Source organism: Paracoccus sp. KR1-242, assembly GCF_049446195.1.
Taxonomy (GTDB): domain Bacteria; phylum Pseudomonadota; class Alphaproteobacteria; order Rhodobacterales; family Rhodobacteraceae; genus Paracoccus; species Paracoccus broussonetiae.
Genome location: NZ_JBMSED010000001.1, coordinates 284,651 through 298,104, shown reverse-complemented (window position 1 = coordinate 298,104; position 13,454 = coordinate 284,651). Strand labels below are relative to the sequence as shown.

The window sequence follows — 13,454 nt, the reverse complement described above, 5'->3', positions numbered from 1 at the left end:
TTGGCGACGCGACGACCGCAAGCGGGATTCGATCCCATGCCTAGCTTGCAGGCGGTTTGAGGCCTTCCTATATAGCCCCAAGAGTTCGAAGGGCTTTCCCTTCGGTCAATCAAAGGGATCGGGATTCGGGGGCCGTATTCGGACCCGGGGCCCAAAATATCGCCGCAAGAAAGGTTATTGCATGTCTAAAGTCATCGGCATCGACCTCGGGACCACGAACAGCTGCGTCGCCATCATGGACGGCAGCCAGCCCAAGGTCATCGAGAACTCGGAAGGCGCGCGCACGACCCCCTCGATCGTCGGTTTCACCGACAGCGAGCGGCTGGTCGGCCAGCCGGCCAAGCGCCAAGCCGTCACCAATCCGTCGAACACCGTCTTCGCCGTCAAGCGTCTGATCGGCCGTCGCACCACCGATGCGGAAGTGGAAAAGGACAAGAAGCTTGTCCCCTACAACATCGTGGACGGTGGCAATGGCGACGCCTGGGTCGAAGTCCGGGGCGAGAACTATTCGCCCAGCCAGGTTTCCGCCTTCATCCTGCAGAAGATGAAGGAAACCGCCGAATCGTATCTGGGCGAGCCGGTGACGCAGGCCGTCATCACGGTTCCCGCCTATTTCAACGACGCCCAGCGTCAGGCGACCAAGGACGCGGGCAAGATCGCGGGGCTGGAAGTCCTGCGCATCATCAACGAGCCGACCGCGGCCGCGCTGGCCTATGGCCTCGACAAGAAGGATTCGAAAACCATCGCGGTCTATGACCTTGGCGGCGGAACCTTCGACATCACCATTCTGGAAATCGACGACGGCCTGTTCGAAGTGAAATCGACCAACGGGGACACGTTCCTTGGCGGCGAAGACTTCGACATGCGCATCGTCAACTATCTTGCCGACGAGTTCAAAAAGGAACACGGCGTCGATCTGACCAAGGACAAGATGGCCCTTCAGCGCCTGAAGGAAGCCGCCGAGAAGGCCAAGATCGAGCTTTCGTCCTCGTCCCAGACCGAGATCAACCAGCCGTTCATCTCGATGGACAAGAACTCGGGCACGCCGCTGCACATGGTCATGAAACTGACCCGCGCCAAGCTGGAAAGCCTGGTTGCCGACCTGATCAAGCGCACGATCAAGCCGGTTCAGGACGCGCTGAAGGATGCCGGCCTGTCGAAAGGCGACATTGACGAGATCGTTCTGGTCGGCGGCATGACCCGCATGCCCAAGGTTATCGAGGCGGTCAGCGAATATTTCGGCAAAGAGCCCCACAAAGGCGTGAACCCCGATGAAGTCGTGGCGCTTGGCGCGGCCATCCAGGCCGGCGTTCTGCAAGGCGACGTCAAGGACGTGGTCCTGCTTGACGTGACCCCGCTGTCGCTGGGCATCGAGACGCTGGGCGGTGTCTTCACCCGACTGATCGACCGCAACACCACGATCCCGACCAAGAAGTCGCAGATCTTCTCGACGGCCGAAGACAACCAGAACGCCGTGACCATCCGGGTCTTCCAAGGTGAACGCGAAATGGCCGCGGACAACAAGCTGCTGGGCCAGTTCAACCTTGAGGATATCCCGCCCGCGCCGCGCGGCATGCCGCAGATCGAAGTCACCTTCGATATCGACGCGAACGGCATCGTCTCGGTCTCGGCCAAGGACAAGGGTACCGGCAAGCAGCAGAACATCACCATCCAGGCTTCGGGCGGTCTGTCCGACGAAGATATCGACAAGATGGTGAAGGACGCCGAGGCCAATGCCGAAGCCGACAAGAAGCGCAAGGAACTGGTCGAGGCCAAGAACCAGGCCGAAAGCCTGATTCACTCGACCAAGAAATCGCTGGAAGAGCATGGCGACAAGGTCGACGGCTCGACCGTCGAAGTGATCGAGCTGGCCATCGGCGCGCTTGAGGATTCGCTCAAGACCGAGGATGCCGGCAAGATCAAGGGCGGCATCCAGAACCTGATGGACGCCTCGATGAAGCTGGGCGAGGCAATCTACAAGGCCACCCAGTCCGAAGGCGGCGAAGCTGGCGAAGCCGAGGAACCCCGGTCGCGTGACGAGGACGACATCGTCGACGCCGACTTCGAAGACCTCGGCGAAGGCAAGCGCAAGTAAGCGCATGTAAAAGCAACCCTCAGGCCGGCCCGCAGCACAAAACGCGCGGGCCGGCCAATTCTTGAAAGACCCCGGACGCGAACGACATGGCGAAACGTGACTATTACGAAGTGCTGGGCGTTGCTCGAGGCTCTTCGGCCGACGAGATCAAGAAGGCCTATCGCACCAAGGCAAAAGAGCTGCATCCCGACCGCAACAAGGATTGCAAGGTCTCGGAAGCCGCGTTCAAGGAAGTGAACGAAGCCTATGAGTGCCTGAAGGACGACCAGAAAAAGGCGGCCTATGACCGCTTCGGTCACGCTGCGTTCGAAGGCGGGGGCGGTGGTTTCGGCGGCGGATTCCGCGGCGCGAATGGCCAGGGCGATTTCGGCTCGGCCTTTGCCGACGTATTCGAGGATCTTTTCGGCGACATGATGGGTCGCCGTCCCGGCAATGGCGGCGGACGTTCGCGCGCAAGCCGTGGCCAGGACCTGCGCTATAACCTGCGCGTCACGCTGGAAGAGGCGTTCTCGGGCGCACAGAAGGCGATCACCGTGCCCGGATCGGTGGCTTGCGGCGCCTGCAACGGCACCGGCGCCGAAGGCGCGGTCGAACCGGCCACCTGCCCCACCTGCTCGGGCATGGGCAAGGTTCGCGCCAGCCAGGGCTTCTTCACCGTCGAACGCACCTGCCCGACCTGCAACGGCCAGGGTCAGATCGTCAAGAATCCCTGCAAGGAATGCCACGGCGCCGGTCGCATCGAGAAAGAGCGCACCCTGTCGGTCAACATCCCCGCGGGCGTCGAGACCGGCACCCGCATCCGCCTTGCCGGCGAAGGCGAGGCCGGGATGCGCGGCGGACCCTCGGGCGATCTCTACATCTTCATCGAGGTCAAGGATCACGCGATCTTTATCCGCGACGGCCGGACGCTGGCCTGCCAGGTTCCGGTCAGCATGGTGACCGCCTCGCTGGGTGGAGAGATCGAGGTTCCGACCATCGAAGGTGGCCGTTCGCGCGTCAAGATTCCCGCCGGTACGCAATCGGGCAAGCAACTGCGCCTGCGCGGCAAGGGCATGCCCCCGCTGCGTCACGGTCCTGGCATGAACGGCGAATTCGGCGACATGCTGATTGAGCTGTCGGTGGAAACCCCGGTGAACCTGACCTCGCGTCAGCGCGATCTGCTGCGCGAATTCGAGGCGATCAAGGCCGACAACAGCCCCGAAACACAAGGTTTCTTCCAGAAGATCAAGGGCTTCTGGGACGAGATGAAGGGCTGAACCAAAATCCGGTCGGGCCGTGTTAACGGCCCGTTTACCGCTTCCGTGGCAATTTTCCGGCCATGGACCCGAATCGCCCATTCGACGAAGCGCCGCTGCCACTTTTCCCCCCGGCGGATCGGGGGGACGAGGCGGCAGGCCTTGCGCCCGAATCTGGCCATGCGCGCGGACGCCAACCAAGCTATCTCGCAGATCATCGCGCAAGGCTGCGGGACCGCTTCATGCAGGGCGGCGCCACCGCCATGCCGGATTACGAACTGCTTGAACTCGTGCTGTTTCGCGCCATTCCCCGGCAGGACGTAAAGCCTCTGGCACGCGCGTTGATCGACCGCTTCGGCGATTTCAACCGTGTCCTGTCTGCGCCGCCCGCCCGGCTGGAGGAGGTCGCGGGCGTCGGTCCCGCCGTGGTGCAGGAACTGAAGATCGTCGAGGCCGCGGCCCAGCGACTGGCGCGATCGCGAATCATGCACCGCCCCGTCCTGACCAGTTGGGACGCCTTGCTGGATTACTGCCACACCGCGATGGCGCATCGCGAGATCGAGCAGTTCCGCATCCTTTATCTCGACCGCAAGAACGTCCTGATCGCGGATGAAGAACAGGCGCGTGGCACGGTCGACCATGTCCCGGTCTATCCGCGCGAAATCATGCGTCGCGCACTGGAACTCAGCGCCAGCGCACTGATCCTGGTGCACAATCACCCCTCGGGCGATCCGACTCCGTCGCAGGCGGACATCTCGATGACCGGTCGTATCGTCGCCGCGGCCGAAGTTCTGGGGCTGGCCGTTCATGACCACCTGATCGTCGGCCGCTCGCGCGAGTTGAGCTTTCGCGCCGAGGGGTTGTTGTGACCGCACCCGCAACCAAAATCCCACACATTGGCAATGATGCGCCGGACCGCCTTCTGCCACGCGCTAGACTGACGAGATTTTGACCGCTACAAACTTCGGCGAGGGGGGGGAAGTGCGCGCGTCACGGCCCGCTCTGACATATAGCCCTGTTTCAAGGGGCATAAATTGGAGATCGAACCCGTGTCCCACGCAGACGACCACGCAGGAGACAGCGGCGCCACCCGGAGGGATTTCCTCTATTTCGCGACGGCCGGTGCCGGCACGATCGCGGCCGGAGCTGCAGCCTGGACCCTTGTCAACCAGATGAATCCCTCGGCCGATGTGCAGGCGCTGTCTTCGATCCATGTCGATGTCAGCGGTGTCGAAACCGGCACTCAGCTTACAGTCAAATGGCTCGGCAAGCCCGTGTTCATCCGCCGCCGGACCGAGGAAGAAATCCAGAAAGGTCGCGCAGTTGAGCTGACCGACCTGATCGACCAGAGCGCCGAAAACGAGAACAAGCCGGGCGAACCCGCCCTGGACCAGAACCGCACGCTGGACGAGGCCGGCGAATGGCTGGTCATGCTGGGAGTCTGCACCCATCTGGGCTGCGTCCCGATCGGGGACGGCGCGGGCGATTTCGGCGGCTGGTTCTGCCCCTGCCATGGCTCGCATTACGATACGGCGGGCCGCATCCGCAAAGGCCCGGCCCCGCAGAACCTGCATGTTCCCGTCGCGTCCTTCGTCGACGAATCTACCATCCAACTGGGCTGAGGAAGCGCACATGGCCGGAATTCCCCACGACCATTACGAGCCGAAATCGGGCTTCGAGCGCTGGCTGCACCGTCGCCTGCCCATCGTAAGCCTGCTTTATGACACCCTGACCATCCCGACCCCCAAGAACCTGAACTGGTGGTGGATCTGGGGCATGGTGCTGGCTTTCTGCCTGGTCTTGCAGATCGCCACCGGCGTCGTCCTGGTGATGCATTACACCCCGCATGTCGACATGGCCTTTGCCTCGGTCGAACATATCATGCGCGACGTGAACGGCGGCTACATGCTGCGCTATCTTCACGCGAACGGCGCGTCGCTGTTCTTCTTCGCCGTCTATATCCACATCTTCCGCGGCCTCTACTACGGCAGCTACAAGGCTCCGCGCGAAGTGACCTGGATCGTCGGCATGCTGATCTATTTGCTGATGATGGGCACCGCTTTCATGGGCTATGTGCTGCCCTGGGGCCAGATGTCCTTCTGGGGCGCGACCGTCATCACGGGTCTTTTCGGGGCCATTCCCGGCATCGGCCACGCGATCCAGACCTGGCTTCTGGGCGGACCGGCGGTGGACAATGCCACGCTGAACCGCTTCTTCTCGCTGCATTACCTGCTGCCCTTCGTGATCGCCGGGCTGGTGATCGTCCATATCTGGGCCTTCCACACCACCGGCAACAACAACCCGACCGGCGTCGAAGTCCGCCGCACCTCGAAGGAAGAGGCGGAAAAGGACACCCTGCCCTTCTGGCCCTATTTCGTGGTCAAGGACATGGTCGGGCTGGCGATCGTGCTGGTCGTCTTCTTTGCGGTCGTGGGCTTCATGCCCAACTATCTGGGCCACCCCGACAACTATACCGAGGCGAACCCGCTGGCGACGCCCGCGCATATCGTGCCGGAATGGTACTTCCTGCCCTTCTACGCGATTCTGCGTGCCTTCACTGCCGATGTCTGGGCGGTGCAGCTGGTCAACTGGCTGTCGTTCCGCATCATCGACGCCAAGTTCTTCGGCGTGCTCGCGATGTTCGGCGCGATCCTGGTCATGGCGCTGGTGCCCTGGCTTGACACCTCTCGCGTGCGTTCGGGCCGGTTCCGTCCGCTGTTCAAGTGGTGGTTCTGGCTGCTGGCCTTCGACTTCGTCGTCCTGATGTGGGTGGGCTCGATGCCGGCCGAGGGGATCTATCCCTATATCGCGCTGGCTGGCGCGGCCTATTGGTTCGCCTATTTCCTGGTGATCCTGCCGTTGCTTGGCGTGATAGAGAAGCCCGATCCGATGCCCTCGACCATCGAGGAAGACTTCAGCGCCCATTACGGCGCCAAAACCCATCCCGCCGAGTGAGGAGAGGCAATATGACCCTGAGAAACGCATCGCTCACGGCTGTCGCCACTCTGACGCTGGCGTTGGCGGGTGGCGCGGTGGCGCAGGACGCCTCGACCGCGCCCGGCACCACGGCGCCCGCGGGATCGAGCTACTACACCGGAGGTGCCGCACCCGCCCCGGCAGCGGAAACGCCCGCTGCGGCACCGGCGGCCGTGGAAGAACCGGCTGCGGAGGCACCTGCTGCCGAAGCGGCGGCCCCCGAAGCTGCACCGGCCGAAGCGGCACCCGCCGCCGAGGCTCCGGCGGAAGCGCCTGCACCGGCCGCAGCCGAAGCTCCTGCACCTGAACCGCAGGCCGCCCCCGAAGCCGCAGCGGAAACCAAGCCCGCTGCAGCCGAGGAACCGGCTGCGGAGGCGCCTGCTGCCGAAGCGGCGGCTCCCGAGGCTGCACCCGCCGAAGCGGCACCCGCCGCCGAGGCTCCGGCGGAAGCGCCTGCACCGGCCGCAGCCGAAGCTCCTGCACCTGAACCGCAGGCCGCCCCGGAAGCCGCAGCGGAAACCAAGCCCGCCGCAGCCGAGCAACCGGCCGCAGACGCTCCTGCCGCCGAAGCGGCGGCCCCCGAGGCTGCGCCTGCGGAAGCGGCACCTGCGGAAGCACCTGCTGCAGAGGCTCCGGCAGCAGAAGCACCCGCTGCCGAAGGCGACCATGGCGCCGCCGGCGCGGCCCCCGAAGCTGCCGGCGCAGCCCATGTCGCCCCGCATATCGAGGATATCTCGTTCAGCTTCGAAGGTCCGTTCGGCAGCTTCGACCAGTTCCAGCTTCAGCGCGGGTTGCAGGTCTATACCGAGGTCTGCTCGGCCTGCCACGGTCTGCGCTATGTGCCGCTGCGCACCCTGCATGATGAGGGTGGCCCCGGCCTGCCCGAGGATCAGGTGCGCGCCTATGCGGCGAACCTGACCATCGTCGACGAGGAAACCGGAGAGGAGCGTCCGCGCATCCCGACCGACCATTTCCCGACGAACCTGGGCGAGGGCCTTGGCCCGGACCTGTCGCTGATGGCCAAGGCGCGGGCGGGTTTCCACGGCCCCTATGGCAGCGGCATCTCGCAACTGTTCCGCGGGATCGGCGGGCCGGAGTACATCCACGCCATCCTGACCGGCTATAACGGCGAATCCAAGGATGAGGCGGGCAGCACCTTCTATCACAACGCGGCCTTCTCGACCGGTTGGATCAAGATGCCCCCGCCCCTGACCGAGGGGCAGGTCACCTATGAGGACGGGACCGAGGCCACCGTGGACCAGATGGCCCGCGACGTCTCGGCCTTCCTGATGTGGACCGCCGAGCCGAAGATGATGGCCCGCAAGCAGGTCGGCTTCGTCTCGGTCGTGTTCCTGATCGTGCTGGCCGGTCTGCTGTTCATGACCAACAAGAAGCTGTGGCTTCCGGTCAAGGGTGGCCGCAAGCAGGACTGACCCTGCCCCCGGACCGCGAAAACGGACGCGCCCTTCGGGGCGCGTCTTTCATTTGGCACACTGGACAAGGCCTGGTGCAGGCATCAGATACGTCGCCACCGGACAGGAGAATGGCCCATGACGATCTATAACCTCGGCTCGATCAATATCGATCATGTCTATCGGCTCGCCAACCTGCCGCGCTCGGGCGAAACGATCCATTCGCGCGATCTTGACCACGGGCTGGGCGGCAAGGGCGCGAACCAGTCGGTCGCGGCGGCGCGGGCCGGGGCGCGGGTGGTTCATCTTGGCGCGATGGGTGCGGCGGATGACTGGGTATTGCAGCGTCTTGTCGATGCCGGGGTCGAAACCGACCGCATCGCGCGCCTGCCGGACCAGGTCACCGGCCACGCGATCATCCTGATCGACGCCGAGGGCGAGAACTCCATCATCGTCCATGGCGGCGCCAACCAGGACCTGTCCGCCGAGGCGGTGCGGCGCGACCTGACCGGGATCGGACCGGGCGATATCCTGATGATGCAGAACGAAACCAACCTGCAAGCCGAAGCCGCTGCCCAGGCCAGCGCTGCGGGCGCCACCGTGATCTATTCCGCCGCCCCGTTCGAGATCGGGGCGCTGCGCAAGGTCTTGCCCCATGTCTCGATCCTGGCCGTGAATGAAGGCGAGGCGGCCGAGGCCTTCGCCGCGCTTGGCGAGGACCTGCCCGTCCAGGGCCTTTTGATCACCCGCGGCCCCGAAGGGGCGGAGTACCGCGATCTGACCGCAGGAATGGTCCATCGCCAGCCGGCCTTCGCCGTCACCGCGCTGGACACCACCGGCGCGGGCGATTGCTTCGCGGGCTGGTTCGCGGCCGGGCTGGCACGCGGAGAGGATGTGCCCACCGCGCTTCGCCATGCCGCCGCCGCCGCCGCGCTTCAGGTGACGCGCCACGGCGCGGGCGACGCGATGCCCGATCGTGCCGAAGTGCTGGAATTCCTGGCCCGCCAGCACTAGCCGCTTGCCGGACCCGGAAACGGTGCCTATCTGAGGACGCATGAGAATCCCCTTTCTGAACCGTCCCCCCATGGTTGCCGTGGTCCGGCTTCAGGGCGTCATCAGCGCCCAGGGCCGTGGGGCCAGTGGCCTGTCCGACGCCGGCCTTGCGCCTTTGCTGGAACGCGCCTTCAAGCGGCGCAAGCCCGCAGCGATTGCGCTGGTGCTGAACTCTCCGGGCGGCTCGCCGGTCCAGTCCAGCCTGATCGGTGCCCGCATCCGTCGCCTGTCCGAACAGCACGGCGTCCCGGTCCATGCCTTTGTCGAGGATGTCGCGGCATCGGGCGGATACTGGCTGGCCTCGGCCGCGGATTTCATCTGGGCGGACGAAAGCTCGGTCCTGGGTTCGATCGGCGTCATCTCGGCCGGGTTCGGCTTTGCCGACCTGATCGGACGCCACGGGATCGAGCGGCGTGTCCATACCGCGGGGCAGTCGAAATCCATGCTCGACCCCTTCCGCCCGGAAACGCCCGAGGATGTCGAGCGGCTGAACCGCCTGCTTCTGCCCATCCACGAAGCGTTCAAGGCGCAGATCCGGGCGCGGCGCGGCAGCCGCCTTCCGCCGGACCGCGACCTGTTCACGGGCGAGATCTGGACTGGCCGCGAGGCGGTGGCGCTGGGGCTGGCCGATGGCATTGCCCATCTTGTCCCCAAGATGCGCGAGCTTTACGGCGAGCGCGTCCGCTTTCAGGCCTATGGCCAGCGCACACCACTACTGCGGCGCTTCGGCCTTTCGGCAGGCGACGTGATCGACACGATTGAGGAACGCGCGGCCTATGCCCGCTTCGACGCGAGGGGATGATGATCAAGACCGTCCTTCTGTGCCTGCTCATCATCATCGCGCTCGCTCTTGCGGCTGGTCCGGGTGTGCGGCGCATCATCGCGCGACTTCTGGGTATCCCCTATAAATAGCCGACGCACGCGGACGCGCCGAGCGTCGCCCACTTCCACGAAAGCCGGGGCAATAACGCCCTGTCTTGCGCCATTCAGGCCCTATCGGTTTGAATGGTATGGAAGTTTACGGGCATCGCTCTCCCGGCCGACGCGGCATCGAACTTTTTGCAGCTGCGGCAACTTGTCCACCTTGACAGCCGCCTTCGCAATTTCTTCACGATTCTGCCAGCAAATTCATGGGATTGTTGCTCGCATAAAAAATTCCATTGAAAATCAATACCCTGCGAAACTGCGTGTTTTTTGGGCAAGTCAAGGAATCCCCAACAAACGCTTGCCAAACGTATACTGCTCCCAAGGAGACTCACAGATTTATCCACAGATTCCGTGGACAGGATTCAGCTTGATTTCACGCGTGCAAACTTGCAGCGGCTTCAAGAATCAATTGTGTTGACATGATGAACGATTCTTCCCCCGAGATTCCGGTCACCCGGACCGGACAGCTCCTGATCCAGGACTATCTGAAGACGCTGGACAGTTCGCCCGGCGTCTACCGGATGCTGGATGCGCAGGGCGCGGTGCTTTACGTCGGCAAGGCGCGGAACCTGAAGGCGCGGGTCTCGAACTATGCCCGCGGTCAGGGTCATTCCGGGCGCATCGCGCGGATGATCCGCGAAACCTGCTCGATGATGTTCCTGACCACGCGCACCGAGACCGAGGCGCTGCTGCTGGAGCAGAACCTGATCAAGCAGCTGAAGCCGCGCTACAACGTGCTTCTGCGCGACGACAAAAGCTTTCCCAACATCCTGGTCGCCAAGTCCCACCCCTTTGCGCAGATCAAGAAGCATCGCGGCGCGAAATCGGAAAAGGGCGATTACTATGGTCCCTTTGCCAGCGCGGGGGCTGTCAACCGGACGCTGAACCAATTGCAGCGGGTCTTCCTGCTGCGCTCCTGCACGGATGCGACCTTCTCAAGCCGGACGCGGCCCTGCCTGCTTTTCCAGATCAAGCGTTGCTCTGCCCCTTGCGTCGGTCGGATCGGGGTCGAGGATTACAACGCACTGGTCGCCGATGCCGAACTGTTCCTGCAGGGCAAGTCGACCGCAATCCAGGCGCAATTGGCGCGCGAGATGACGGTCGCCTCGGAAGAGATGGAATATGAACGCGCCGCCGCATTGCGCGACCGGATCAAGGCGCTGACAGCCGTGCAGTCGGTGCAGGCGATCAACCCCAAGGGCGTGACCGAAGCCGATGTCGTCGCGCTGCATATCGAGGGCGGGCAGGCCTGCGTCCAAGTCTTCTTCATCCGCGGCAACCAAAGCTGGGGCAACCGGGATTTCTACCCCAAGCTCAACGGCGTCGAATCGGCGGATGAGGTGATGCAGGCCTTCCTGGCGCAGTTCTATGACGGCAAGATCCCCCCGCGCATGGTCCTGCTGTCGCATGGCATCGAGGATCCCGACCTGATGACCGAAGCCCTTTCGGAAAAGGCCGGGCGCAAGGTCGTGCTGGGTGTCCCGCAGCGGGGCGAAAAGGCAGAGCTGGTCGAGAACGCGTTGCGCAACGCCCGCGAAAGCCTGGCCCGGCGCATGTCGGAAAGCGCCGCGCAGCAGCGCCTGCTGGAGGGGCTGGCGGATGCCTTTGATCTGCCCGGCCCGCCGCAGCGCATCGAAATCTATGACAACAGCCACATTCAGGGCACCAACGCCGTGGGCGGCATGGTGGTGGCCGGGCCGGAAGGCTGGATCAAAAGCCAGTACCGCAAGTTCAACATCAAGGGCACCGAAATTACCCCCGGCGACGATTTCGGCATGATGAAGGAGGTGCTGACCCGCCGCTTCGCCCGCCTGTTGAAAGAAGATCCCGACCGCTCGTCCGATGCATGGCCCGACCTTCTGCTGATCGACGGCGGTGCGGGGCAGGTTTCTGCGGTGCATGAGATCATGGCCGAACTGGGGGTCGAGGACATCCCGATGGTCGGCGTCGCCAAGGGCGAAGACCGCGACCACGGGAAAGAGGAATTCCACCGTGTCGACCAGCGACCCTTTGCGCTGCGCATGAACGATCCGGTCCTGTATTTCATCCAGCGCCTGCGGGACGAGGCACATCGCTGGGCCATCGGCACCCATCGCGCCCGCCGCGCCAAGGCAACCATGGCCAATCCGCTGGACGAGATCGCGGGCGTCGGCGCCAGCCGCAAGCGCGCGCTGCTGGCCCATTTCGGCAGCGCCAAGGCCGTCGGGCGGGCGGGTCTGGCCGACCTTGTGGCAGTCGAAGGGATCAGCGCGACGCTGGCCCAGAAGATCGTCGACCATTTCCAGAAAGGTTGAGCTCTCCCCGCGCCGAGGCGTCCGAATCGCCGTTTGCGTGCACATCCCGGGCAAACAAAGTCCACGGCGGGGGAAGCAAATGCCAAGGCCCCCTTCCCCCCACCGGGTCAAAGTCCTAGATTGCGGCCATGCGTTGGACCTTGCCAAATCTCCTGACCGTTCTGCGTCTCGCGGCCGCGCCGCTTGTTCCGCTGATGTTCTTCTTCCTGACCCGGCCCTTTGCCGACTTCGCGGCACTGGCGCTTTTCGTGGTCGCGGCCGTGACCGACTGGTTCGACGGCTATCTTGCCCGTGCCTGGGGCCAGGAAAGCCGCTTCGGGGCGGCGATGGACCCGATTGCCGACAAGGCCATGGTCATTATCGCCGTCGTCGTCATCACCGGCTATTCCGGGATGAACCCCTGGCTGATTCTGCCCTCGACCGTGATCCTGTTCCGCGAGGTCTTCGTTTCCGGGCTGCGCGAATTCCTGGGCGACCAGTCGCGCACGCTGAAGGTCACGAAGCTTGCCAAGTGGAAGACCACCGCCCAGATGCTGGCGCTGGCGGTCCTGTTCCTGGGGACGGGGCTGAAATATTACGAAGTCGGCCACCCGCCGCTGGTTGGCCAGACCTCGCTGCCCTGGTCCGACAGTTGGTCGGACCTGGCGACGCAATGTGGACTTCTGCTGTTTTGGATCGCGGCGGTGCTGACGGCGATCACGGGATGGGATTACTTCGACAAGAGCCGTCCTTTCCTGAGGGATCCCGATGGTCGTTGATGTCCTTTACTTCGCCTGGCTTCGCGAACGCGTGGGCCTGGCGCGCGAGCGGGTCGAGACCGAGGCGGTAACCGTCCGCGATCTGGTGGCCGAACTGGCCGCCCGCGACGAATGGCACGCGGCCGCATTGTCAGACCTGACCGCGGTGCGGGTCGCGGTCGACCAGGAACTTGCCGATCTGGACGCCCCGGTTGCGGGCGCGCGCGAGATCGCCTTTTTCCCTCCGATGACCGGGGGCTGAAATGTCCGCGCGGGTCCAGGCCGAGCCTTTCGACATCGGGCATGAGCTGTCAGGCTTCGGCGCTGGCGCAGGTGCGATCGTCACCTTCTCGGGGCTGGTCCGGGATGAAGGTGGCCGGCTTCTGGCGCTGGAGATCGAACACTATCCCGGCATGACCCAGAAAGCGCTGGACGCGTTCGGGAACGATGCCGCCAAACGCTTCGCGCTGAGCGATTGGCGCATCATCCACCGCTTTGGCCGGCTTGAGGCCGGCGAGCAGATCATGATGGTCGCCACCGCTGCCCGCCACCGCGCCGCGGCCTTTGACGCGGCCGAGTATCTGATGGACTGGCTGAAATCCCGCGCCCCCTTCTGGAAGCGCGAGATTACCGCCAGCGGGCCGGGCGCTTGGGTCGAGGCCCGGGCCGAGGACGAAGGCGCACTGGACCGCTGGAAAGGCACAAGTTGCAATCCGGCGGACTGA

The 13,454-nt window shown here is 64.2% G+C and carries 12 protein-coding genes; all 12 read left to right on the top strand.

The features are described from left to right. The first annotated feature begins 181 nt into the window (after positions 1–181). Positions 182–2,095, top strand: a complete 1,914-nt coding sequence (gene dnaK, locus ACO2Q4_RS01425; protein ID WP_311760340.1) for a molecular chaperone DnaK — start codon at positions 182–184, stop codon at positions 2,093–2,095. Between the two features lie 86 nt (positions 2,096–2,181). Beyond that, positions 2,182–3,351 (top strand): molecular chaperone DnaJ, encoded by a 1,170-nt coding sequence (dnaJ, locus tag ACO2Q4_RS01420; protein WP_311760339.1) that lies wholly within the window; start codon positions 2,182–2,184, stop codon positions 3,349–3,351. A 62-nt stretch (positions 3,352–3,413) separates the two neighbouring features. Then, on the top strand, positions 3,414–4,199 hold the full coding sequence (gene radC / locus ACO2Q4_RS01415; protein WP_395134471.1) for a RadC family protein: 786 nt from the start codon (positions 3,414–3,416) through the stop codon (positions 4,197–4,199). A 180-nt stretch (positions 4,200–4,379) separates the two neighbouring features. After that, the gene (gene petA / locus ACO2Q4_RS01410; RefSeq protein ID WP_311760350.1) at positions 4,380–4,952 is read left to right on the top strand and encodes a ubiquinol-cytochrome c reductase iron-sulfur subunit; all 573 of its coding nucleotides are present in this window, start codon (positions 4,380–4,382) and stop codon (positions 4,950–4,952) included. Positions 4,953–4,962: 10 nt separating this feature from the next. After that, on the top strand, positions 4,963–6,285 hold the full coding sequence (petB, locus tag ACO2Q4_RS01405; RefSeq protein ID WP_311760337.1) for a cytochrome b: 1,323 nt from the start codon (positions 4,963–4,965) through the stop codon (positions 6,283–6,285). A gap of 11 nt (positions 6,286–6,296) precedes the next feature. Then, the gene (locus ACO2Q4_RS01400; protein WP_423316803.1) at positions 6,297–7,739 is read left to right on the top strand and encodes a cytochrome c1; all 1,443 of its coding nucleotides are present in this window, start codon (positions 6,297–6,299) and stop codon (positions 7,737–7,739) included. A 117-nt stretch (positions 7,740–7,856) separates the two neighbouring features. Beyond that, positions 7,857–8,732 (top strand): PfkB family carbohydrate kinase, encoded by an 876-nt coding sequence (locus ACO2Q4_RS01395; protein ID WP_423316801.1) that lies wholly within the window; start codon positions 7,857–7,859, stop codon positions 8,730–8,732. Between the two features lie 40 nt (positions 8,733–8,772). Next, positions 8,773–9,573 carry a S49 family peptidase gene (locus ACO2Q4_RS01390; RefSeq protein WP_311760334.1) on the top strand — a complete coding sequence of 267 codons (801 nt, stop codon included), beginning with the start codon at positions 8,773–8,775 and terminating at the stop codon, positions 9,571–9,573. A 547-nt stretch (positions 9,574–10,120) separates the two neighbouring features. Beyond that, the gene (gene uvrC, locus ACO2Q4_RS01385) at positions 10,121–11,992 is read left to right on the top strand and encodes an excinuclease ABC subunit UvrC (protein ID WP_423316799.1); all 1,872 of its coding nucleotides are present in this window, start codon (positions 10,121–10,123) and stop codon (positions 11,990–11,992) included. A gap of 128 nt (positions 11,993–12,120) precedes the next feature. Further along, positions 12,121–12,750 (top strand): CDP-diacylglycerol--glycerol-3-phosphate 3-phosphatidyltransferase, encoded by a 630-nt coding sequence (gene pgsA / locus ACO2Q4_RS01380; protein WP_311760332.1) that lies wholly within the window; start codon positions 12,121–12,123, stop codon positions 12,748–12,750. Continuing rightward, a complete protein-coding gene (moaD, locus tag ACO2Q4_RS01375; protein WP_423316796.1) occupies positions 12,740–12,991 on the top strand; it encodes a molybdopterin converting factor subunit 1 in 252 nt (83 codons plus the stop codon). The genes pgsA and moaD overlap by 11 nt, the downstream gene beginning before the upstream one ends. A 1-nt stretch (position 12,992) precedes the next feature. Then, positions 12,993–13,454: a molybdenum cofactor biosynthesis protein MoaE gene (locus tag ACO2Q4_RS01370; protein ID WP_395134483.1), complete on the top strand. Its 462-nt coding sequence runs from the start codon at positions 12,993–12,995 to the stop codon at positions 13,452–13,454.